At 34.4% G+C, this 23,525-nt stretch carries 23 protein-coding genes and 1 tRNA gene; 13 read left to right on the top strand and 11 right to left on the bottom strand.

Annotated features, from left to right (window positions below):
* Together OQ292_RS14865 and OQ292_RS14860 are read left to right on the top strand one after the other, a co-directional pair.
* A complete protein-coding gene (locus tag OQ292_RS14865; protein WP_284682929.1) occupies positions 1-1,359 on the top strand; it encodes a hypothetical protein in 1,359 nt (452 codons plus the stop codon).
* A 16-nt stretch (positions 1,360-1,375) separates the two neighbouring features.
* The gene (locus OQ292_RS14860) at positions 1,376-2,236 is read left to right on the top strand and encodes a DUF6712 family protein (protein ID WP_284682928.1); all 861 of its coding nucleotides are present in this window, start codon (positions 1,376-1,378) and stop codon (positions 2,234-2,236) included.
* A gap of 17 nt (positions 2,237-2,253) precedes the next feature.
* On the opposite strand, the gene OQ292_RS14855 is transcribed toward OQ292_RS14860, so the two are convergent.
* The 5 genes from OQ292_RS14855 to OQ292_RS14835 form a co-directional block, all read right to left on the bottom strand.
* A complete protein-coding gene (locus OQ292_RS14855; RefSeq protein WP_284682927.1) occupies positions 2,254-3,963 on the bottom strand; it encodes a DUF262 domain-containing protein in 1,710 nt (569 codons plus the stop codon).
* Between the two features lie 263 nt (positions 3,964-4,226).
* On the bottom strand, positions 4,227-5,105 hold the full coding sequence (locus OQ292_RS14850; RefSeq protein WP_284682926.1) for a hypothetical protein: 879 nt from the start codon (positions 5,103-5,105) through the stop codon (positions 4,227-4,229).
* A gap of 21 nt (positions 5,106-5,126) precedes the next feature.
* Positions 5,127-6,371 carry a hypothetical protein gene (locus tag OQ292_RS14845; RefSeq protein WP_284682925.1) on the bottom strand — a complete coding sequence of 415 codons (1,245 nt, stop codon included), beginning with the start codon at positions 6,369-6,371 and terminating at the stop codon, positions 5,127-5,129.
* 91 nt (positions 6,372-6,462) lie between these two features.
* Positions 6,463-6,963 (bottom strand): mismatch-specific DNA-glycosylase, encoded by a 501-nt coding sequence (locus OQ292_RS14840; protein ID WP_284682924.1) that lies wholly within the window; start codon positions 6,961-6,963, stop codon positions 6,463-6,465.
* A 3-nt stretch (positions 6,964-6,966) separates the two neighbouring features.
* A complete protein-coding gene (locus OQ292_RS14835; protein ID WP_284682923.1) occupies positions 6,967-7,323 on the bottom strand; it encodes a hypothetical protein in 357 nt (118 codons plus the stop codon).
* Between the two features lie 150 nt (positions 7,324-7,473).
* Between OQ292_RS14835 and OQ292_RS14830 the strand changes: the two genes are divergently transcribed.
* The 7 genes from OQ292_RS14830 (at position 7,474) to OQ292_RS14800 (ending at position 13,012) form a co-directional block, all read left to right on the top strand.
* Positions 7,474-7,845, top strand: a complete 372-nt coding sequence (locus OQ292_RS14830; RefSeq protein WP_284682922.1) for a hypothetical protein — start codon at positions 7,474-7,476, stop codon at positions 7,843-7,845.
* On the top strand, positions 7,826-8,647 hold the full coding sequence (locus OQ292_RS14825; protein WP_284682921.1) for a hypothetical protein: 822 nt from the start codon (positions 7,826-7,828) through the stop codon (positions 8,645-8,647). The genes OQ292_RS14830 and OQ292_RS14825 overlap by 20 nt, the downstream gene beginning before the upstream one ends.
* A 68-nt stretch (positions 8,648-8,715) precedes the next feature.
* Positions 8,716-9,129 (top strand): hypothetical protein, encoded by a 414-nt coding sequence (locus OQ292_RS14820; protein ID WP_284682920.1) that lies wholly within the window; start codon positions 8,716-8,718, stop codon positions 9,127-9,129.
* Entirely contained in the window at positions 9,120-10,271 is a 1,152-nt protein-coding gene (locus OQ292_RS14815; RefSeq protein ID WP_284682919.1) for a hypothetical protein, read from the top strand. The genes OQ292_RS14820 and OQ292_RS14815 overlap by 10 nt, the downstream gene beginning before the upstream one ends.
* Complete coding sequence (locus OQ292_RS14810; protein WP_284682918.1) at positions 10,268-12,046, top strand: hypothetical protein; 1,779 nt, start codon at positions 10,268-10,270, stop codon at positions 12,044-12,046. The genes OQ292_RS14815 and OQ292_RS14810 overlap by 4 nt, the downstream gene beginning before the upstream one ends.
* 5 nt (positions 12,047-12,051) lie before the next feature.
* Positions 12,052-12,600 carry a hypothetical protein gene (locus tag OQ292_RS14805; RefSeq protein WP_284682917.1) on the top strand — a complete coding sequence of 183 codons (549 nt, stop codon included), beginning with the start codon at positions 12,052-12,054 and terminating at the stop codon, positions 12,598-12,600.
* A 1-nt stretch (position 12,601) separates the two neighbouring features.
* Entirely contained in the window at positions 12,602-13,012 is a 411-nt protein-coding gene (locus OQ292_RS14800) for a DUF5675 family protein (protein ID WP_284682916.1), read from the top strand.
* 925 nt (positions 13,013-13,937) lie between these two features.
* Here OQ292_RS14800 and OQ292_RS14795 read toward each other — a convergent pair.
* The 4 genes from OQ292_RS14795 to OQ292_RS14780 form a co-directional block, all read right to left on the bottom strand.
* Positions 13,938-15,185, bottom strand: a complete 1,248-nt coding sequence (locus OQ292_RS14795) for a phage integrase SAM-like domain-containing protein (protein ID WP_284682915.1) — start codon at positions 15,183-15,185, stop codon at positions 13,938-13,940.
* 266 nt (positions 15,186-15,451) lie between these two features.
* Positions 15,452-15,525: transfer RNA gene (locus OQ292_RS14790), tRNA-Met, on the bottom strand.
* Between the two features lie 79 nt (positions 15,526-15,604).
* A complete protein-coding gene (hemG, locus tag OQ292_RS14785; protein WP_284682914.1) occupies positions 15,605-16,912 on the bottom strand; it encodes a protoporphyrinogen oxidase in 1,308 nt (435 codons plus the stop codon).
* Positions 16,913-16,944: 32 nt separating this feature from the next.
* Positions 16,945-17,823, bottom strand: a complete 879-nt coding sequence (locus OQ292_RS14780; RefSeq protein ID WP_284682913.1) for a YicC/YloC family endoribonuclease — start codon at positions 17,821-17,823, stop codon at positions 16,945-16,947.
* Positions 17,824-17,970: 147 nt separating this feature from the next.
* On the opposite strand from OQ292_RS14780, the gene OQ292_RS14775 reads away from it, so the two are divergent.
* From OQ292_RS14775 to OQ292_RS14760, 4 genes are all read left to right on the top strand, one after another.
* Positions 17,971-18,099, top strand: coding sequence for a hypothetical protein (locus OQ292_RS14775; RefSeq protein ID WP_284682912.1), 129 nt, complete (start codon positions 17,971-17,973; stop codon positions 18,097-18,099).
* Between the two features lie 102 nt (positions 18,100-18,201).
* Positions 18,202-18,831 carry an ATP-binding protein gene (locus OQ292_RS14770; protein ID WP_284682911.1) on the top strand — a complete coding sequence of 210 codons (630 nt, stop codon included), beginning with the start codon at positions 18,202-18,204 and terminating at the stop codon, positions 18,829-18,831.
* Positions 18,832-18,925: 94 nt separating this feature from the next.
* Positions 18,926-20,071 carry an FAD-dependent oxidoreductase gene (locus OQ292_RS14765; RefSeq protein WP_284682910.1) on the top strand — a complete coding sequence of 382 codons (1,146 nt, stop codon included), beginning with the start codon at positions 18,926-18,928 and terminating at the stop codon, positions 20,069-20,071.
* A 173-nt stretch (positions 20,072-20,244) separates the two neighbouring features.
* The gene (locus tag OQ292_RS14760) at positions 20,245-21,390 is read left to right on the top strand and encodes an FAD-dependent oxidoreductase (RefSeq protein ID WP_284682909.1); all 1,146 of its coding nucleotides are present in this window, start codon (positions 20,245-20,247) and stop codon (positions 21,388-21,390) included.
* 194 nt (positions 21,391-21,584) lie between these two features.
* Here the strand turns inward: OQ292_RS14760 and OQ292_RS14755 are convergent, their stop codons facing one another.
* Positions 21,585-21,995: a hypothetical protein gene (locus tag OQ292_RS14755; protein WP_284682908.1), complete on the bottom strand. Its 411-nt coding sequence runs from the start codon at positions 21,993-21,995 to the stop codon at positions 21,585-21,587.
* Positions 21,996-22,041: 46 nt separating this feature from the next.
* Positions 22,042-23,505 (bottom strand): SusD/RagB family nutrient-binding outer membrane lipoprotein, encoded by a 1,464-nt coding sequence (locus OQ292_RS14750; protein ID WP_284682907.1) that lies wholly within the window; start codon positions 23,503-23,505, stop codon positions 22,042-22,044.
* Positions 23,506-23,525: the final 20 nt, after the last annotated feature.

The following is a 23,525-nucleotide window of genomic DNA, read 5'->3' as shown; positions in this document are numbered from 1 at the left end:
ATGGAAAATAGTACTATTGAAGTAGTTTTTCAATCTGGATTTGCGGGAGACAAGCAGCAAGAAAGCTCTGGGCAAATAGCTCCAGTTACAAGAGAAGATGGCAGAAATAAAGAATATGCGCCTTGGGGATCCACCGATGATTTGCCCAACCAGCTAATCGAGGTAGTTGAGCGTTCTGCCATCATGCCTGGACTCATTGAATTTTGGGAAGGAGTCCTTTTTGGGAATGGATTGGGTGTTTTCCAGACTTCTTGGGATGAAAAGAAAAAGCAGGTAGTTATCAATCAAATCTGGGATGAAGATATCCAGAACTGGCTCGAAACTTCGCTGGCTCATGAATACATATTAAACACGCTGCCTGATTTTTTAAGCACTGGAAATGGTTTTGTCCAGGCACTTTTTTCTCAAGGTAGCAAAAATGCCAAAAAGCAAATCACTCGTTTTGCCCATACAGATTGCACCGATTGCAGACTGGAAATTATGACCAAAGGTCAGATTGATAATACCTATATCTCCAATACTTTCGGTAGAAGGCAAATTGAGAATGTCTCCACCGTAACTCAGCTAACTGAAAGGATCGAAAACTTTAAAAGAGGCAAGGAAAAATACAGCCATGATCGCTGCATGTTTCACATCCGAAGGAAAAAAGCCGGTAGAAAATATTATGGCATGCCTGTCTGGTGGAGTGAGGAAACCAAACTGGTGATGGAAAGTACCACAGACATGTTTAAGCTCCAGAAAGGTAGTTTAAAAAATGAAATCAGAGCCAAGTATCATATCTTAATCTGGCAAGATTACTTCAAACAGAAGTATCCTGAACCGGAACACAATGAGGATTTCAGGCAGAAAAAGAAAGAAGAGCTGGTGCAGTCTGTACATGATAACCTCACCAAACCAGAAAATGCTGGCAAAGCCATATGGTCAGATTTTATATTTGATCAAAGAAGTGGAGAACCCAAATCAGGTATCATCATCAAACCTGTGGAAGAAGGAAAAGGCAATGCTGATGTGTACTTAAAAAGTAGAGATCAGGCTGTGGCCATGCTGGCAATGGCTACCAACACCAATCCTGGACTGGCAGATTTAATTATCTCTGGAAAACTCGGAAGTGACACAGGAAGTGCAGTGAGAGAAAGCTACAATGTGCTTTCTAAAACCAAGACTAAAATCAATCGCATGCTGCTATTACAGCCCATTAATGAGGCCATCAAATACAACTGGCCAGAAAAGAAAAACATCTTTGTAGATTTTATCGGCTTTGAGCTAGTGACTACAGATGAAAAAAAGGAGGGCGTGCAAACTGAAATGAAACCTAATCAGGCTGGGCCTGGAAAGGATAGTTCTGGACAAACAACATAAAACCAAGAAGAAAACCATGCTGATTAAAGACAAAGAAATGCTCCAAGAGTACTTGGAAGTAAATGGAGATTTAAAATTTGACTCCATAAAAAAGGATTTGAAAAAAGCAGACCAACTCCTTTTGCTCGATCCTCTTTTTGGTATTGGAGATGAGTTTTATGCAGAGCTGGATGCTATAGAAACTCCTGAAGGAAAAGAAGTAAAACTGTTAGAGCTATTAAGACAGTCAGTGGCAGATTATGCCTACTCCCTTTGGGCAAGGATGCATGCGGTACAAAATTCTAACTCTGGAATTGCAGTAGTAAGAACAGATCGAACAGCACCTGTTTCTGATGCCAAACTAGAAGGTATTATTGCAGATAAACTAAAAAGCAGCCACCAGTTTATGGAACTGGCTTTGAAATATCTGGAAAAGAATGCTGATGATTTTGAAGCTTGGAAAAATAGCTCAGCTTACACCATTAGAAAAGAGCTATTTATCTCCAGTGTAGATGAGTTTGATAGATTCTGTTATATCGAGCGAAGCAGAATCATCTTCATGAAACTCCGACACCTCATTTTGCAGGGAGAAGATGAACTCATTAAACCAGAATTGGGAGATGACTTATACAATGTTATCAAAGCAGAATATCAAGCTGATAACCTCAAAGCAGTTCATCTCCCAGTAGTAGAAAAAATCCAGCGAACATTAGCCAACTACGCTTTAGGCAAACACAAAAAAGATGAGGATTTACAAGCAACAGCAGAAACACACCAAAAAGCCTTGATTGATTTTTTAAGGAAAAACCAAACTGATTACCCCATACTGCCGATCAATAACACACAAGGTAGAGGTGAGTTTCCAAATAGACCTGAGAGTAGTCAGTTTATTTTTTAGAGTTTTTTGACAATTCATTAATTTAAGTTAAGAATATCATAAGCTATATCTTTCAGTTTTTTTGATCTATTAATAATTTGTTCTGGCTTCCATTCAGCTTCTTCAAGTACATCTTGTGTTATTTTGAATGGAGGTTTGTTACCTTTATCTAAATAATCAGACTTTTTTTCACTAAACTCTTTATTTGCTGCATTTCTATTTTTTTGAATAGAAAGCAATACTAAATTACCAATTTGATTTGTTAATTCTGATCGTTGTTTAAAATTAAAATCTTTTTCCCAATTTGAATTTTGTTTAGGATTTTGAGGTAAAACATGCTCAACTGATATAGAATTATATTTATGTTTACGATTTATGCCTTTTTCTTTCTCCTCAATTTTTAATAGTAATAACTTAGTAAACCTTTGATTTTTATTAAAAAATTTCTTACTACTTATTTTTGATTTAATAAGTTTTTTTTCTTTAGATAAAAATTTAATCCTAGAAATTTCTGACAACTTATCTTTCTGCTGAATTTCTTCAATTAATTTATAAAATATTGCTGCTCTATCGTTGCCATAAATACATGAAATCCCAATACCTAGAGACAAAATGTTTAATTGTTTTAAAAATGCATTGATTTCTGACGGAGAGTCTTTTTTCTTAGTAAGAAATAAAATTGTAGGAGGTATCCAACTTTCAAAAGTTAATTGCTTAAGCCAATATAGCTCATTATTAATAGAATCTTGTATCTCGTTATCCTTACAATAATAATTTTCATTAATTATGATGCTTAACGATTTACCAAAAGTCAAAAGTTGATTATCTATAAAATCAATAGGATTTTCATGAGGTTTCAAATTATTTTTTATATCTTCAAAAATAGACACCTGCTGCTTTCTATTAAGCTTTATTGTTCTGATATAATTAAATAATTTCTCAAATTCGTCTTGACCTAAATATTCCTCTGTTTCTTCCCATTTATGCCCATATTCTTCTATTTGGTCAGGAGGTATTTTTTCTAACAATTCTGCTTTCAACATATCAGCCATCGTTAATGGCATGCCACGTCCATTTAATACTTTAAATATCCTAAAAGCCTTTTCTTTACTAAATGCTGTTACAATTATAAGCATGCACTTCGAAATAATAAACTGAGCAAATTCTATCAATTCATCCTCAGTATATTTACTTTCTGATAAGACTTTATTTATTAGAATAGTATTTTTGTATATATTTTGTTGACTTTCTGATAAATCTTCAGCATTTATATCAATAATGGAGTCTAATCCACCATCTTCTTGTATCAAGTTACAAAAAAAATTTTGATCTGCCTTTTTTGTCTTAAACCGATATTCTGTAGTTGTTCTCGTAAGTATATCTTCTTCCTGTTTAATCAACTTAGACAAAGATTTTCTAGCTTGAGTATTGTCAATTAAATTTCTCAATACAGATAATAATATTGTAAGAGTTGTCAGTCTTTGCTGTCCATCAATTACATCTGATATAATTGTGTTATTCTTTTTTATAATAACCAGACTGCCTAAAAAATATGGTTCTTGATCATCTTGTTCAAATGCAGCTGAAATTAAATCATCCAATAATTGCATTACATGTTCTTCTTGCCAAGCATATGCTCTTTGATATATAGGAATTTCAAATAAAAAATTACCAGAAAAAATACCCCTTAAATTTGATTCTTCAGCTTTTATTGATTGTTCTTGAGAGCTATCTAAGTTTTCCTCCATTTCATTCAGTTTTTTATTAACAGCCTGAAATTTCAGACCTAATTGGTTAGTACCAAAATAGCATCATTTATTACAAAATATCATTTAAATTTAAAGGACAGAAAATCCGATGATATGAAATCTATTATTACTTATCGATAATGAAATTATGTTTTTTTTAACAAAATTGGACGATACTATGCTTACAAACATTATTTGATTAAACTTCTAATTAAATCAAGAGCAAACTATCTAATTAATTAGAAATAATACTAATTATTAATTCAATTGACATTTAAGTCAGGAATCTCATAAGCTTTCAAAAAGCTATTTGCACTATTTTTATTTGCAAAACTTGCTTCTATTGTATCTCCATTACTATATATTATTTTAATCTCAAACCGAATTAGATCTTTCGTTTCATAGTCAATTACTGTAAATTCATTTAGAAAGTTAATTGCTTCGGTTGCAGACTGAAAGACAGATGATGTTCCAAGTAATGGTAATATTCTAATTTCTGTTATATATCTTGACACACTTTCTTCCAATACTTTAAAGAATATATCAAATTTATCTTGATTTAATTCAACAAGTTTTTGAATGATTTTTTCTTTGTCATTAAATGCCTCCCATTGTTCAATTTTTTTGGTAAAATCTTCATCAGAAGTATCTTCTTCATATGAAGCATCTATTCCATATGTCTTAAAAGCTGAAACTACTGTATCATACTCAAAGTACAATACATTGAAATTCCTTGACCTAAGTTGATTTAAAGCACCTTCAGTAAATACACCGGCTAACACTACACCCAAAAATGGCGCGGAAAAACTATGAGTAAATGCTAATGGGAGAATTGCACCTTGAATTTCTTGAGCTTTATTCCGTGAATGTTTTGTATATCTACGCCATGCAATTTCAATGAATGCTACAGGTAGACCTATTTCTGCATCAGAACCACCACGTTCTAAAACAAAGTCTAAATCATGTTTATTTTCATAACTATCATACCATGTTACTTTTTTACCTTTGCGAGCCTTTCGTTTTCCTTTTTTGTCAAGATATAAATCAAATTTAGTAGCAAAATCTTGAAAGTAAATTTTCATAGTTGTTTCAAGAATCTCACCGATTATCTGTCCAAACTTATGTGATGGGGATTTAGCCATATATTCGTTTTTTTATTATATTTAATTTATCCATAGTCTACCTTCTTGTAATGGAACTTGATGTTTTCTATTTTTCCATTTTACATTTCTATCTCTAGTTTTCTCAAAAGAATAAGAATTAAAACCTGCACCAACAGCAAGCTTTCCTAACCATTGATCAACAGGAAGATATATACCATACGGTGCAGAATCACCAATTACAAAACATAAATTTGAATCATCTTTACAAACTCTTCTCAAAGCAATAAATGTTTCTGCTAAATCTTTAAAATAAGCTAATGCCATTAAGTGATAGTTTTTCTTACCTCCATGATGTAATCTTGTTTCAGCAAGTAAATCAAATTTAACCTTTAACTCATCTCTAATTGGCTTGAGACAACTAGAACTGAAATACTCATCAACGTCATTTCTAATATGAGCTACATGTTGAGTACATGCTCTTATTATATCATTTTTTACTAAATTTTGTAATTCTCCCCAATTGTCGATTTCTTCCCAAAAAGTTAATTCTAACCTTGTAGCATCAGCATAATCGTAATTATTTGCATAAGGTGGGGATGTAATCACCAAATCAATTGAATTCGATTGAATTTCTGAGAGATTTCGACTATCCCCTTTAAATAATTTTGCGGTTCCTAATGGCAACTTTTTCCTTTGAACAAGTTCCATATCCGAAGTAATTGCATTTAACTTGTTTTCAAACGCAATATAAGGTTCAAGTACTTTAGATTTTGATTTATTTGGCAAAATATATTGCCATTGAGCAGTGCCAACTGGTGATGAGACCCTCAATATTGAGGTTATTATGAACCACGTGAGTTTTCTTGACTCATCTGACATTTTTGTTTCAAGCCAAGCTTGTTTTAATTTAAATAAATCTTCTAAAGTGCCTGGAGGATAACATTTTGATAATAATTTTGGATAATCTCTTTTTTCTAGCTTTATAGCAGCTGCTTTCTTTAACAACCCTATTGCCTCATTTTGTAAACGTTCAATATCAGTATTCCAAAGTAGCTTCGCTTCTGCTATTTTATGTACTAGGGTATGTGCTTCTACTCCATAAGTTTTTTTACCATTAAATAATCCTTCTAATAATACTGTCCCTGAACCAACAAATGGATCTAAAATATTTTTAGCATTAGGAAATTTATTAAAAACTGATGTTACCCACTCCGCTGAAAAACCTGCTGTATATCTAAACCATCCATGAATAGGTAATTTCATATTATCTACAAAAGTAGAAGACACTTTATCTCTCTCTTTCAATGTTGCGTTCTCTAAAATCATAACGCAAAGATATAAAACCATTAATGATTTAAACTTACAACTTCATCCATAAAAGCCATTTTTATCATAATTAAGCTTGAGCAATTAATTGTTTCAATTCAAGCCAGTAGTTCTCATTCCAAAACCGTCTTGCATTACCAGAAGTAGATGGAAGAACAAAAAGTTTTGATTCACCAATATTTTTCTCTTGAAGTCCATATTTTATCTGTGTAGTTTTTCCTTGATACCCTAAGACAAATGATGCCGCTTTTTTACTATTAAATGCAATATATTTAGGTTGGTATTTCTCCATTTTTATGATAAAACTTTCCACTTCATAACTACCATTTGAAATTTCTTTATCATTTCCAAACTCAGTGTGTACCAAATCAGTTAATCCAATATTATATTTGTTAATTTCATAACATTCTTTTGGGTCTAGTTTATGCGGAGTAAAACCAGTTTGACATAAAATACTATAGAATTTATTTCCTGGACCAGCATAATAGAATCCTTTCAGAGCAGATGCTTTACCTTTTGCTGTACCACAAAAAACTACATCAAGATTTGTATCAAGAACATCCTTTAGCATTACCTAGCTATAATTATTAAAGGTTATTGGATCATTTTCTGTTAATCGATCTGTAATAAATTCAATTCCGCTTTCTGTTAGCTTACCACATCTGTAAAACGGTCCCCATTCATGAAATTTGATGAAAAGTTGATTTACAAAATGTGTATTTGAAAAAACAATTTCATTTCCAGCTTCAAAATGCTCCACTTGCATTAATATATTATCATACCCTTTATCAGGTCCTGCATGAGTAAGCATAATACCATAAAAATCTGACTCATCCTCAGTATCTTCCCAGACAACTGCAGGATGTTTTAGCCTTTCAGAGTCCCTGTTATTAGAATTAACCCAAATAATATCTCCTTTTACAAATGCCATTTTTTAAATATTTAAATAAGTAACGACAATAAATATACATTTATAAATACTTTATAGTACTCTAAAAACAACAAATAACATCCATTAGTTAGTTAATTTCCGTCCTATTAATCTTCATTAATAACCTATTACTTCGCTTTCAAAAAAGCGATGAAAAAACTTATAATTAATCTAGCCTTTGCCATTATCACTGAATTATTCAAGGAAGAAGTCTCTGATGAATACTTGAGCGATCGTTTGGTAGAACTTACTGGCCACCTTGAAAAAGTACCCAAAGCTTTAACTGACAAGGACAAGAATGATAAAGAACAGTTAGTTGCCATCTGGCAAGAAGCCCGACCTGATTTAGTCAACTGGGGTTTAAAAGAAGCTTTGGAAGAAGTAGATGCTAGAGTCAAAGATGCTCAGAAAAGAACCATGTTCAAAAACTGGCTCACTGAAATTGCTGATCATTTGGCTGGGACAACAGAAAGTGAAACTCCTTTGATAGAAAACTCAATCGATGGAGAAAGTAAAGCTTAGCTATCGGGTAATGGGTTTACTCTGGGTAAAAGATAAACTGCTCCTACTCCCCCAACATACTGGGGAGTGCTCTTTGGAGCAGCTCAAAAAACTCTCTGCTTACTGGCTCATTGATCAGCCTGATTATGTCACTCAGTTAAAGGTGGTAGCTATTCTGCTCAATATCAGTCATCGGTTTCTGCTTCGGATAGATCCAGAAAGTTTGAATAGACTGCGAGAGCTATCTTTATGGGTGTTTGAGGAATGTAGTTTTACTGAAAAGAAACTGGATAGTTTCTCTTTGAATAGCAAAACCTTTTATGCACCTGATACCTGTTTGTTTAATTGCTCATTTATTGAGTTTATCCATGCAGATGAAATGGCTCAGCAATATGCTCTGTCTGGAGAGGAAAAGTATCTAGATGCACTGGTGGCCACCCTCTTTAGACCTGCCAAATCTAAAAAGCAACTAAATGCGGATGATTACAATGGAGACATCAGAAGGCCTTACAATTACTACTTGTCTCAGATTTATGCCAAAGAGATTACTGGTCTTGATCAAGCCCTTAAAAAGGTCGTTTTCCTATTCTTTGCTGGATGTAAAAAGTATATCTCCGAGCAATTTCCTGAAGTGTTTGGAGCTGGTGGAGAAAGTGATTCAGCAGAATTATCTAATTCTGATTCCCCTTATGCAGTTGCTCAAAAATTGCTAGCCAAAGAAGGCACTTTGGGAGATTTAGAAAAAGTGCAGGATGAAAACCTGTACAATGCCCTTTCCATGCTCAAAGACATCATCTTAAACATTGAAAAACAAAATTCATGAATGCTGATTTAGAAGCGATAAAATCCTACTTTGAAGGCTACTCCAATCACAAAGAGGTCAACTCTGTCATGTTTGGCTCTATTGATGACTTACTCGATGAGTTACCTTCAAAACAAGAAGAGGAATATCCGCTGCTATTTGTGCCTTACTTTACTCGGCAATCCAAAGAAAATGAAGCAGAGTTCAAATATGATATCCTTTCTTTTATGATCACGCTGTATAAGCCTTATGGAAAAGATGAAGGGAAATCTACTAAAAACAGCATATTAACCGAGCTCGAACCCATCATCAATGAGCTAATTGGTAAACTCCATTTCGATATGGAAGAGGAGGTTTTTCCCATCAGGCAAGCCATTGACTTTAAAGGGAATGGTCCGAATATCTCTGAACCCATTGCTCCCAATGACCTTATTGGCTGGGCTTATGAATTTGACATCATGATCCAGTCTTCCATCCAACACAATCCAGATTCATGGCAGTAAGTATCGTTTCTCAACCAGTTCAACCAGTACTGGCTCGTAAGCGCCAGCTCTGGGAAATACAGTCTACTAGCTATAGTGCTTTAGATAGATATCGGGTGGAAATCGTTTTTGAGCAGCCTGATTTGTTGCCTGATATCGTACTTACGCAAACTCCCAATGCAGATGGTAAAACCTTCTTTGAGCTAAGTCAGGTATTAGACAGTTTGCTTGCTCATGGTCTGCCTGCTGAAGGTGTACCTGCTATTTCTAATGATGCTGAAAGTTATACCATGCTAAATGCCATCATGAGAGAGAAATGGTTTGATGAAGGAGAACAACAAAGTGATAGTCCATTTAGCTTTGCTTGCCTAAAAGCTGGACTTGGTCACAACTTGCAGCAGTTTGATTTTAATAGTTATTTTGCTGATAAGTTTCTCTGCTTTACCAGCAACGGAATGAAAGTGACTAAAAACTCCCAGCAGTATTTGAGTTTTTTATGGCTAGCTAATTCTTCTGTTACTGCGCAACTTTCTGTGACTGGCTCTTATGATGATGGAACTACTTTTTCTTACAATTTAACTGAGTTTGATTTTGTTGCTGGCTCTCCTTTAAAAATAATTCCTTGTTCTTATGTTGATCTAGCTTTGGCAACTAATGCTGAAGTGGCTGACAAAAACATTGATTCTTTTTCTCCAGTAATTTCAGTAGATGGTACTACTACCCAAAACGTTCACTTTAATCTGTCTAGCAAAAAGATCCGGAAGTCTTTCTTATTTGCTAATAGTGCCGGTGGTTGGTCAGTGCTACATTGTTTTGGCAACTTCGAGGAGGAAAGCAGTTTTACTTATGAAAATGCTGAAATCAATGTACCTGTGGGTAACCTGCCGAATGCTAGCCAATTTCAGACCTTTGAATCGATCGAGCAGCTGTCTTTTAAAACATCTACTGGTTACCTTTCTTCTATAGAAATGCTACATGCCAGGGAGTTTTTAAAAAGTAGGTTTCGCTATGAGATCAGAAAAAATGCAGCTGGAGAGATTTCCTTTACACCCATCATATTAAAGAAAGCAGCATACAAAACCGATAGCTCTGAACCTGGTCTTTTGGCTGTGCAGTTCTCTTATGATTTTGCTTTCTCCAATAAACTCTATGATTTTCTATGATTGCTCTTAAAGTAGCTGACACCTTTTTGGATCTGGATGAAGATAGCAAAATGACTTTGTATTACCGCAATGCTTTCTTTGACTTTGAAGTGCGTGTAGGGAATAAAAGTCTGCCTTTTGACATTCCTGCCAGTCCACTGAATCGCAGAGCTTTTGGTTTCTTTGACTTACCTGAAACCATGCTCAAAGGAGAGTTTAGCTGTCAGCTCTGGCTATTTGGCAATCCATACAAAACTGGCAAACTCAAAGTCACTTATGAGAACAAAAGCTTTAAATGCACTTTCTTCTGGGGGCTGTCTTCTACTGCTCCCCTACTCAAAGACTTTAAATTATCTGAGCTTGATTACTCTTTCAACTTTACTGAGTATGATTCAGGTAATAACTGGTATTTAGCCAGAGCTCATTTAGATGTAGGTGGTGGAAGTGAATTGGATATCCCTCAAGATATTGGTGTGGAGTATACATTAAGGGTAGGTTTTGAAGGTAATGAAGAAACCTTTGAAGCTTCAGCTACTTTAGAGGAAGGTGATACATTACTCAATCTGCTTAATAATCTGGGACTTTTAGTAGCTGATCATTTTAGCAACCTCAACAGCTTTGCGCAAATCTTGGCTGCTGATAGCTCTACTATTCGCATGTTTATTTCTTGGTGGGATGAGGTAGAGCCTAGTAAACCTTTGGTGATGGAGCTCGAGGCTGATTATGGAGGTATTATTTTCACAGCGCATTTCTACAGTCAAAGTGTGATCAAGTTTATTGATCGCTATGAAGCTTTGTATTTTCCTGAAATGTATGCCCATGATACGGGTTGGGATGATTCCTACATGCTTGCAATGGGTGACAGGGAAATCTTCAGGCAATTTCGTTTTTTGAACTTGAATCAAACTTACTTTGCTCCACTCATTGATTTAAAGTTTATTGTAAGGCTACTTGCTGATGCCATTGGTTTTAAAGTGGAAGGTTTGGAACATATCCAGTATGAAGCCGAATACTACTATGATCCAGAAACCAATTCTCCTAGATATAGAACTCCTGTGGCTGCCATCTTTCCAGCTCAGCACCTCAACTTCCAATTTGCTTTTAATTTGAGTGATATTCTGCCAGATATCTCTGCGGCTGATTTCTTAAAGAAAATAGCAGCTGGTTTTGGTTTGCATTTAGATTTTGATGAGGATTTTAATACGCTTTATATCTATAAAAAAGAGGAGATGATGGCAGGTGATGGAAAAGACTACACCAATAAAATCAGGTATTATCAAGGTAGTCATGATAAGTTCAACATCGAAGAAGATGGCTTTGAAATTATTATTGGTGATGATACTTACTTAGTCACTGATACTAGCTCTGCCACTGCTTTTACCATTGATACAGGTTTGATATCCCTTTCTAAACAAGCACTTACTCTTCCTGATAGTTCTAGTGAATTACTGGAGACAGCCAAGCTCACCTATGAGGGAGATTTATTCGCTTATGGTACTGAAGAAGCTGGAAGGATTGATGAGTTGATTTTAGTAAAATGGTATCCAGATAATGATGCAGATGGTATTTCTTCCCAGCAGCTTTATGAAAACTATTATGCTGATTTTTTAAGAACTAGACTAGAAAGTAACAAGATCATGTTTCCTGCTGGATTTGACATTGGTGATGTGTTTTCTATTGATGAGAATAAACCTTTCTTGATTAATCATCAAAAATACATGCCTACTGAAATCAGGCTGGAAGTGGGTAAATCAAGCTTTGTTTCTGGAGAAATTGACTGTTATCGAATCTTATAAGCACCATGGAAAAATCAAAAGAATCCATTGAAGCCTTCACAGCTAGGGAAGCCAAAGAATGGGCGGAGTTTATCTCCTACCGATTAGCCAAAGAACTGGCCAATCAGAAAAAAATCACTGTGTCTAGAGCTGAGATTTTCAATATCCAAAATGCAGTGGTACTGGCTGCCAAACAAAACCTACAGGAGGTGGGATTTGCCTTTGCTGATGCTGGTAGGTACATCGACATGAAAAACATCAGTTATTCTGGATCAGGAGATGCCACCAAAGGAGCCGCTTTTATTGAAGCTTTAAAAGACTGGGTAAGAAGACAGGGAACAGCTAGTTTCAAACAGGTACCGGGTTATGATCAAACTGCTATCAGACTGGATGATGAAAAAGCCATTCAAAGAATCGCACTAGGTATCTTCTTCCATAAAATGACAGACAGCAACCACAAAAGAAAAAAATGGTGGTCGCATATCCTTTATGGTGGTTTAAAAAACCTTTATGGTAGGCTACTTTATGGATATGGACTCGAGGCGATCAATTCAATCAAACAAATCAAATCTTAACATGAGAGCACTTTTAATCAGACTATCCGACAATGGAAAACAAACAGTCGGAGAATTTAGAATCTATAACCAGCATCAGCTCCTCCTCTCCTGCTTCACCTTGGAGCTTCCTTATAAAAACAATGAGAATAAAGTGAGTTGCATTCCCAAAGGAACTTACCAGGTGCAAAAAAGAAAGGATCCAGCTAGCAAGTTTAATTATGAGCACTTACACATTTTAAATGTGGTAAATAGAGACTGGATTTTAATGCATGTGGGTAATTACAATTATCAGATTCAAGGCTGCATCTTACCTGGTGATTCACTCTATGATATCAATCAAGATGGCCAGCTCGATGTGACCAATTCTAGAAAAACTTTGGAGAAAATCCTGAAAATTGTATCAGAAACCTTTATTTTAGAAATTGTATAATATTTGCACTAATTAATACATTTTCTAATAATTACAATCCGTCCTCCGGATGTAATTTGATTGTTGTTGGAATCCTTTTTCTCATTTGAGGGAAAGGATTTTTCTTTTTCATCACTTTGTTATCTCAGTTTAGCAACTATCATCAACCTGCACTTTGTTAAAATATAACTTTTTTAAGATTCCTGCATTTACAAATAATACTACCAAATTAGCAAGTAATAATAAAATCCTCACATTTTATGAGTATGGGGATTTTTCTTATTAAAAAAACATTTACATTGAATATATAATTTTTTGGAGATTTATCTCTTTTATAGGATAAGCTTAATATCTAAAAGTTTAAATCCATATTAATTAATCCTTTGTCTCACCTGAGATGAAGGATTTTTTGCTTAGAAACTTAAAGATCTAATCTAAAACGTCAACTAATCTTTATTAAGAAATACTATCCTATTCAAATCAACAATTAAAAATCGATTAAAACTTTAAAAAACTGAAGTTATCAGAGTTATTCTAGTTGCATAACATACAGTTATTAAATCAGATAACCCCCTATCCTATATTAGAAGAGGGTTGTCTTTAGATACTGCATATTAAAGCCTAAAAAAGGCTTAAAATAGACAAATTTGATCATTTAGCTTTTTAAAGTACTATTAATTTTCCGTCCTTATTTTTTTGGATCGTCTTAAATAAGTTCGCTGCATGCATGAACTAAAAAACAAACTTGATAGTATCATTTTCTTATTAAAAGAAATGGTAGAAAAACAGCATCAAGATGAATATTTATTCAAAACATCTATGCTTATTTTGATGACATTAGAAGTTGCTCTTTTGTTCGTACTAGTCTTTTTTGTTTTTTGAAATCATTCTAACTCAACATATTACTTGTTAACTAAAGAAGCTGCTAAAAAGCAGCTTCTTTTTTTTATCCAGCTAAGTAGTTCTCACCAAATACTTTCTCTATATTCATTTGAATCCTTCTTGTGGAAAATCGCAAGTAAAAATCTTGTGTTGTTTTAGTATGATTATGACCTACCATTGCAGTTATATCATCACTAGGTACTCCACATTCACTCATCATATTGATAAAAGTTCTTCTGCCGGTTTTTGATACTAAATTTATATCATCTATACCTACAATAGCTGCACATTCTTTTAAGTATTTACGATACTTATCGCTACTCATATAGCTATTTCTTTTTTCTGACCAAATAGGAGCTTTCCAATTGTATTTATCAAGTATTCTTCTAGCCTTTGGAAAGATTGGTATTTGCATCTCTTGACGTGTAGACTTCAATGGTGCCTTCGCCCTTTTTTTTATTATCCAATTTTTACCTGATACTTTCTGGATATGCTCTAAATGATTAAAACTAACTATATCTGCATAATCCATAGATGTCCAACACTGAAAAACGAAACAGTCTGCCACTTTTTGTAAAGTAGGTGACTTAAATCGAAATTTTTCGAAAAGCGCCAATTCATCCATAGACAAATATTCTGGAGACGAAGGTTGTCCTTTTTCAACTTTTAAATATTGCAAAGGATTGAATTTTAATATATCTTCTGATACTGCCCATTTCATGACTCTTTTTAAAGTAGATAAACATCGTGCTTGATAACTCTTTGAGTTTATTTGAGAATTTTGCTTTAACCAATTTTCAAATTGATAAGCTAGATTCATATCTACGTTTTTAATTAATATGCCCTTTTTTCCTACTTCTGCTAAAAATTCTCTTAATCTGCTATATTTACTTTGATAAGACTCAAAAGTTGATTCCTTAATTTCTAAGTCAATTAAACTTTCCATATAAGTCATCCACAACTCATATACTTCACACAGAGTGTATTTTTTCTTATCTTCAGTCAAATAAAGGTATTTTAGAGAATCTGCAGTTATTTCCTCTTCTCTATTTGAATAATTTAAAAATATCTCATAAATCTTTGACTTGATCTTAGACAATTCAATTGCCTCCTCGTTTTGTGTGTTTTTCTTTAACGTCTGCTCGTTGTTATCCCAGTTTTTTAGCAACACTCTGATATTAGTTGAAAAGGGTGTGGTTGTCCGCTTACGATCGATAGAAATATGGCAATAGATAGTTCCGTAACCCTTATTAGCACACTTTCTCGGATAAAACTGGACTGAATAACTTAATTTTTTTTCATTGTGAATCATTTTGATTTTTAAAAATTTAATTATCACCCAAAGCTATTGTCCTCTTTTTTAATTAGAATTTTAGCGTTAATCAATTAATTTTCATTAGGCAGATCGGATGTAAGGTAACTGTTCACAACAGAAAATATCTGTTCACAAACTGTTTACAAAAATTAAGTAAGGTTTGTAAGTACCTTAAAATCAGGAGTTAAAAAACGTTGAAATTTGGGCTTTTTTAATGTTTTTACAAAAAAAAAGCCGCCCAAAGTAATTTGGGTGGCTACCTGTGGGCCCACGAGGGCTCGAACCTCGGACCCCCTGATTATGAGTCAGGTGCTCTAACCAGCTGAGCTATGAGCCCTTGAGTATCTGCTACTCAATCGGAGGGCAAAAGTATATATTTGTTTATTTTTATGCAATACCCTAGATCAGATATTTCTTTATTTATTCATATTTTTTTCAATTTTTTCTGCTAATGCCTTCCCTTTCTTCAAACAATCTGCAATAGAGACCCCTCCTTCCCAATTAATAGTGTGGTAAATATCTTGTTTTTCTAAGCTTTCCAACACTTCATGAGCTGCATCTATCTTTTGTGTATATTGAGGTATAGATTTTTTCCACCTATGAATTTTTTGAAATACTGGCTCACCATCAATTTCGTAAACCCTTTTTAATTCATTGGTTACATTTTGCCTTACCGTATCATTATCATAAGATATTTCTTGCTCAAACTGACTACCACCAACAAAACTAGTTAATAAAAACTCATCTTCTGGGCACCTTACGGGAAACAAACAGCTACTCCACATGCAACCTGCTGTATATAATCCTGCTTTTTTGGGATGCAATCCACCAAAGCCATTTGGCACTGCCTGCATATCTGCTTTTTTGAAAGCTGTATGAACCACTGCCAATTCTGGGTAGTGCACATTGTTAAGAGGTGATATTTCAGATGATGCTAAAGTACTAAGAATCTCGAAAGCACTAAAAGCAGGAAGCGATAATATTACCTTATCTGCCAGATATTCGCCAGAGTTTGACTTTACTATAAACTTCTCTCCCTTCTCAATAGATTGAACCTCAGAGTTATATTTAATATTAACAGATTTGGCCAATTGGTCTGGAATCTCTTGCATCCCATTATGGAAACTATAAGAAACTCTCCTTCCAGAGCTGCTTTTAGTTTTCAAAAAACCTTTAATAATTGAACCATATTCTTTCTCAAAATCAAATAATTGAGGGAAGGTTTTTCTTATTAGCATTTGCTCTGGATCACCTGCATAAATGCCAGAAACAAATGGATTAACAGCATTATCTACAATTTCTTTAGAAAAGCGTCTTTCAAAAAAAGAAGCCACAGTCTCATTCTCATCACCTTTAGATTTATTGCTGTATTCCTTAAAAACCGAAAGCTTGGCATTAAAAGAGAAGAAATCTGAAAATAAGAAAGCCGGACCTGCCGGTAGCTTTCTGTATTTTCCATCTTTAAAAATATATCGGTTTTTACTTACTGATTCAGGATATAAAATACGATCTGTAAGACCTATTTCATCAATAATCTCCTGCACTTCGTTATCTGCAAGCAAAGAGTTTGGCCCTTTCTCAATCAGGTACTTATCAGTTTTTTCAGTTAGAATATTTCCACCAGCTCTTTCTGAACTTTCGAGCAAAACATATTCTATTCCTTTTTTTTGTAAATACCAGGCAACTGCAAGTCCTGAAATTCCTCCACCTATAATTACAATCATGGTATTACCAGCCTGTAATAGTAAAACACTATTTAAATGATATTAAAAAGTTGTTCTTTTATTTTTTCAAGATAGTCTTTCATGTTTACTACCAGTTTCTGTATATCGGCATCGTTTGCCTTTGCACCAATAGTATTAATTTCTCTACCTATTTCTTGACTTATAAATGTCAACTTTTTACCTCTTGAAGCATCAGACTCTAATGTTGTTTTAAAAAGTTGTAAATGGTTTGCTAACCTAACTTTTTCTTCGCTAATATCCAGTTTCTCAATATAATAGATCAACTCTTGCTCAAATCTATTAGGATCGAAATTTTCATTATTTACAAAATCACTAACTTGTTTATTGAGTCTTTCTCTGATTTTTATAAGGCGTTCCGGATCTCTTTCTTCAACTTTACCTAATAAAGTCTCAATATTATCAACATAATCAATCAGCTTTTCTTTCAATACAGCTCCTTCGTCTATACGATACTGATCACATCTATCAATTGCTTCTAAAATTACTGATTTTATTACTTCCCAATCTTTTTCCTTAGTATCTTCATCTGTTTGCTTAAGATAAGCATCTGGTAACATCATTACCATTCTAAAAATATCTTGCTCACCAGTTTCAAGAGTTTGGGCTGCTTTTTTTAATTCTTTAAAGTAGGAAGTGACCAAAGGCATGTTTACAGTAACAACATTGTTGTCTGCCTTTTTAGTTGTATAATTGATAGAAACACTCATTTTCCCTCTTTCCAGCTTGTCACCAATCAGCTTTTTTACTTCTATTTCCTTATCAAAATACAAACTGCTTATTTTAATACTGGTATCCAGAAACTTGGAATTTAGTGTTTTTACCTCCACCTGCACATTCAGTTCATCGTTATCTAGAACTGCCCTACCAAAACCTGTCATCGATTTTATCATAATAAATATAGTTTGACCAAATGTATAAAATCTTCTGTTAAAAATTATTTTATATACACTTAATTACTGAAATATTACATTGGTTAAACATCATTAGCACAGTATCGTTAAAAAGCGAACATTAAAATATTTAACAAAAAAATTATTATGGCAAAGAAACTTACCTTTTCACTCGATGTAAATAATAAGGAAAAAGCTAAAGTGCTAGAAGCACTTATAAAGGCAATGACTGATGACAATGAAGATTCAAATTTTCAACAAAAGAAATCTTCATAAACTTAGCATCAAGCACTATTTTTTGAGAAATGGAATTTTTTTAAGCTAGTTTCTTTTTTTGTATTGGAACATTTTTTAAACTAATAAAAAATTCCACTACTCTTGAAATACTCCCAACTCATAAGATTAATAGATAAAGGGGAATCTCAAACCCTTGACTTTAAAAGGAAAATAACTCAAGCATCTAAAATTGCTAAAACAATAGCTTCTTTTGCCAATACCAAAGGAGGTAGAATTCTGGTTGGTGTTAACGACGACAGGCAAATAATCGGTGTTGACCCAGAAGAGGAACGCTTTGCCATGAACCAAGCTGCAAAGCACCATTGCGAACCACCTTTAGAGCTTAATTATATATGTGTTGAAGATACATATGGGAATAATATTCTGGTAGTTGAAATCCCCGAAAGCATAGAAAAACCACACTATGTTTTGCTACCAAATAAGGAAAAAAAGGTGTATGTTAGGATGAATGACAAAAGTGTTTTAGCCGGTGAAATGCTGATTAAAAGCATGGAGAAAGGTGTTGTTAAAAAAACACTAGGAAAACTAGATGCACAACACCAAACTCTAAAAAACTATCTAGATGAATTTGAGAAAATTACTGTAAAACAGTATGCTAAATTGTGTAACTTTTCAGAAAGAAGAGCCCGTAGAATACTTATAGAAATGACACAATCTGGGTTTTTACTTTTTCATGATTTTGACAAAGAAGATTTCTATAGCCTCGCTTAATTAAAGCATCTTCAATTACTCCTTATTTATATTGATAATTAGCTAACAATTTAATACTTTCATTGAAATTTTTACAAACCCCTAATTATCAACTATGAACACCAGAAGAAAATTTATGAGGTCTGCCGGTATCCTCTCCCTGGCAGCCGCTGGAGGTTTAGCATCTTGTAGCAAACAGTCTGTTAAATACGCCAGTAGAAACTTCAATTTTAATCAGCAAGCATTTTTATTTCCTAAACTCAAAATATCGCTCGATAGGGTAATTAGAGAAACTGTTGGCTTAAGACCTTTCAGAAAAACAGGGTTTAGGCTAGAAAAAGAAATGCTTGATCAGAAAACAATTGTACATAATTACGGTCATGGTGGAAGTGGCTGGTCACTCTCGTGGGGAACAGGTAATATTGCATCTGACTTAGCTATAGAAACAGGTGAGAAAAAGGTTGCTGTAATGGGTTGCGGTACTGTTGGAATCGCTACAGCACGTTTATTACAGAAAAAAGGATGCGATGTAACCATCTATGCTAAAGATATGCACCCCAATATAACTTCTAGTAAAGCCACTGGAACTTGGTCTCCTTCATATACACTAATAGAAGAAGAAAATATTACTCCAGAGTTTGAAGAGAAATGGACAAAAGCCTGTAACTTTTCTTTTAATGCTTTTCAGCAATTATTGGGTTTAAACAAGATAGTTACTTGGATAGATAATTATAGTATGAGCAACGAAGATGGTAGTGGACATGGTGGACATTCTAGCAGATTAAGCATTCCCGGTCAATTACCACACAGTGAAATTATTAGCCCAGAAAGTCATCCCTTCAATTTTGCCTATGCAAAAAAACAAACTACACTCGTATTCAATATTCCATCTTATTTGGAAAAACAACTGAATGATTTCTTAAGCTTTGGTGGAGAAGTAGTAATAAAAGAATTTAAAACATTGGAAGATGTAGATGCACTGCCAGAAAAGTGTATAGTTAACTGTACAGGTTTAGGCTCTAAAGCCCTTTTTAATGATGATGATATGATGCCAGTATCAGGGCAATTGTCTTTTCTGATTCCACAACCAGAATTTAATTACAGACTAAGTACACCAGGTGGCTATGCAATTCCAAGAAAAGACGGAATAATACTAGGTGGCAATACCATAAAAGGCAATTGGGATATGACTCCTGACCCTGCCCAAACAGAAAAAGTAGTAAGCGCACTTATGGAAGTTGTAGGGCAAATGAAAAGCTAATCGCATTCCTAATTATTTTCTATAACAACAGCTGATAGTGGTTTATCTGCTATCAGTATTTTCTCTTGCTTAAAATCAAGCATAAAAGAATTCCATATTCAAATCAAAATTGATAAGCATTCAGCTAATCGATACCTACATTGCAAATTTTATAAAACCCCTAATTATCAACTATGAGCACCAGAAGAAAATTTATGAGATCAGCCGGAATTATTTCGCTGGCAGCAGCCGGAGGTTTGGCCTCTTGCAGTAAGCAGTCTTTGAAATACGGAGATCGTAACTTCAATTTTAATCAACAGGCATTTTTATTTCCTAAACTCAAAGTATCACCAGACAGAATTATTAGAGAAACAGTAGGTTTAAGACCTTTTAGAAAAACCGGATTCAGGGTGGAAAAAGAAATGCTAGATAAAAAAACAATTGTACATAATTACGGTCATGGAGGAAGCGGCTGGTCACTTTCGTGGGGAACAGGAAATTTAGCATCTGACTTGGCCGTAGCAACCGGTGAAAAAAAAGTGGCTGTAATGGGTTGTGGTACTGTTGGTATAGCAACTGCACGACTGTTGCAGAAAAAAGGATGCGATGTAACCATTTACGCAAAAGACTTGCATCCAAATATAACTTCTAGTGTAGCTACTGGTACTTGGTCACCGTCTTCTAGAGTAATAGAAGAAGAAAACATTACCCCAGAGTTTGAAGAAAAATGGACAAAAGCCTGCAACTTTTCCTTCAACACTTTTCAACAATTATTAGGTTTAAACCAAATAGTAACTTGGTTAGATCACTATAAAATGAGCAATGAAGTAGAAAGTGGACATGGAAGCCACTCAAGTCGATTACTTATTCCGGGGCTATTACCCGAAAGTGAAACTATAAGTCCAGAAAACCATCCATTTCATTTTGCGCATGCAAACAAGCAAACTACCATGGTATTTAATATACCATCTTACTTAGCAAAACAGCTCAACGATTTCTTAAGTTATGGTGGTGAAGTAGTAATCAAAGAATTTAAAACTCTAGAAGATGTAGATGCATTACCTGAAATGTGTATTGTAAACTGCACAGGATTGGGCTCCAAAGCACTTTTTAATGATGATAATATGATGCCCATATCAGGCCAATTGTCATTTTTGATTCCACAACCTGAGTTTAATTACAGAATAAGTACACCTAATGGTTATGCAATACCTCGAAAAGATGGAATAATACTAGGCGGAAATGCTATAAGAGGAAACTGGGATACAACTCCTGACCCTGATCAAACAGCGAAAGTAGTAAATGCACTAATGGAGGCGATGGGACAAATGAAGAGCTAAGTCTTTGTAGAAAAATTTAATATCAAATGCTGATAGTTTTCTCGAGCTATCAGTATTTTTTTTAGTCGAAAAGATAGTACGAAGATATTTCTTTAGACTTCAACATAAAAGCCCTAAAATCAAAAAGCCCGACATAAGCCGGGCTCTTCTATTTAATCAATAAATCAACTAATTTTCTATTGAAAAGAGTTATCTTATAAATTTTGAATTTTAGTGAAGCTTTGATCTTTGTATTCACCAGTCCATTCTAAAGAAGAGATATCGTCTAAATCTCCTATTGGTTTAGTAAGAATTATTTCACCGTTTGAGTCAGTAGTAAGCTCATCAATTACAGTTCTAGAGCTTCCTACAGCAGTAACAGTAATAACTAAACCTGGTAGTGGAATAGAATCTATACCCACATTTTGATCAAGAATACCAGACTTATCTAATTCGTAAATAACAGAAGTAATTTCAAAAGTTGTTTCATCTTCCGCAGGACTTCCATTAATAATTAATACTGGAGACGCAACTCTATCAATCGCCATATCTGAAACATCATCGCAAGAAGCGAATATCAAACCAGCTGTAAACAAGACTAATATGTATTTAGCAATTCTTATCATGTTATCTCTAATTAAATTTTAATATTATTTGCCTATCAATTTAGTTTTATTCTACCCACCAAAGTTCTGCTTTCATGTTATCACCACCGATTAGAGAAGCTCCAGCCGCAACATTAGATGCATTAAGAGAGTACTCGGTAGATGGATAAACAATACGAGTTGGTAAAACACCATCGTTCATGAAAATCGCTCTTGGATCGTGATCTGGTAATTCAGGATAACCAGTTCTTCTAAGTTCTGTCCAGGCTTCGATTCCTTGGCCAAACAATGCAAGCCATTTTTGAGTCATGATGCTTTCTTTGTCAGCAGTGCCAGAAGCATAATCAGCAGGAACAGTTAATCCATACTGATCGAAAGAAGCTTCTATACCTGCTTCGTAGAATTCTTGTGGGTCGCCAGAGATATCGCCGTCTAATGCAGCTTCAGCTTTAATAAATAATAACTCTGCGTAAGTCATCAACACTGCTGGAGAGTTTGTTTGCGCAAAGTTATCTTGGTTGATAGTAGCACTGTATCCAAGGTATAATGTTGCAATTTCACCTGGTAAACCGTTAGGGTGTCCAGAATAAACACCTTCTGAAAGACCACCTGGTGTTGCATATACTTCTAATCTTGGATCGTCTAATTCTAACATAGCATCAACTAACGCTTCACTAATGTTCCAGTCAGTTCTACTTTGTTGGATTAAAATATCGTTCCATGGGTTGTTACTAGCTAGACCACCATAGTTTAATTGAGCAATATCATCCGTACTTTCAATCATTGGGTACGTTGTTGGATCATCCAACATTGCTTGCATCTCAGCACCTGATGAAGAAACTATGTGCGCTTGTCTGTTCAATAACTTGAAACGAGTTGAGTTAATGAATTTTTTCCATAATAAGATATCGCCATTGAATAGGATATCACCACTAACTGATGGGCCATTTACATTCAGTTTGCTGTTTGCTAAGTCAAGGTCAGCAATAATACTTGCATAAATAGCTTCTTGAGTATCGTACGCTGGAGAGTAAATAGGTTCTTCAGCTGTACCAGAAAGACCTTGAGAGTAAGGTATTGCACCCCAAACGTCTGTCATTAAAGAGTATGTCCAAGCTTTCATACCAATACCAATACCTTCGTAATTTGTATTTGGATCGTCAGAATTTTCATCAGAAAACTCAACAATTTTCTCAAAGTTGATCAAACCATCGGTATAGAAAACTTCCCAGTTAGATATGTTTACAGAAGGTTGTACATTGTAGTTGTCACCTTCAGACTCGTAAATATTTCTTGTTAAATAACCAACCCAAGACATTGCGTGGTCGAAGTTAAGACGTTGGTTACGAGTTTTATTTCCCCAATAGTTATTGATGGTAGACTCAAGAGCGAAGGTAAGAATATATTGTGGGCTTACTTCTGTTGGTTCATTTGGGTTTTCGTTCATTTCCTCAAACCCATCAGTACAAGCACTAAATACTACAAGTGCAAATACAGTAATATATGTATATAATTTATTCAAATGTTTCATAAAAGCAATTTCTTTTTGTT

The organism is Chondrinema litorale (assembly GCF_026250525.1).
Lineage (GTDB): Bacteria > Bacteroidota > Bacteroidia > Cytophagales > Flammeovirgaceae > Chondrinema > Chondrinema litorale.
This window is presented reverse-complemented; position numbering and strand designations above follow the sequence as displayed.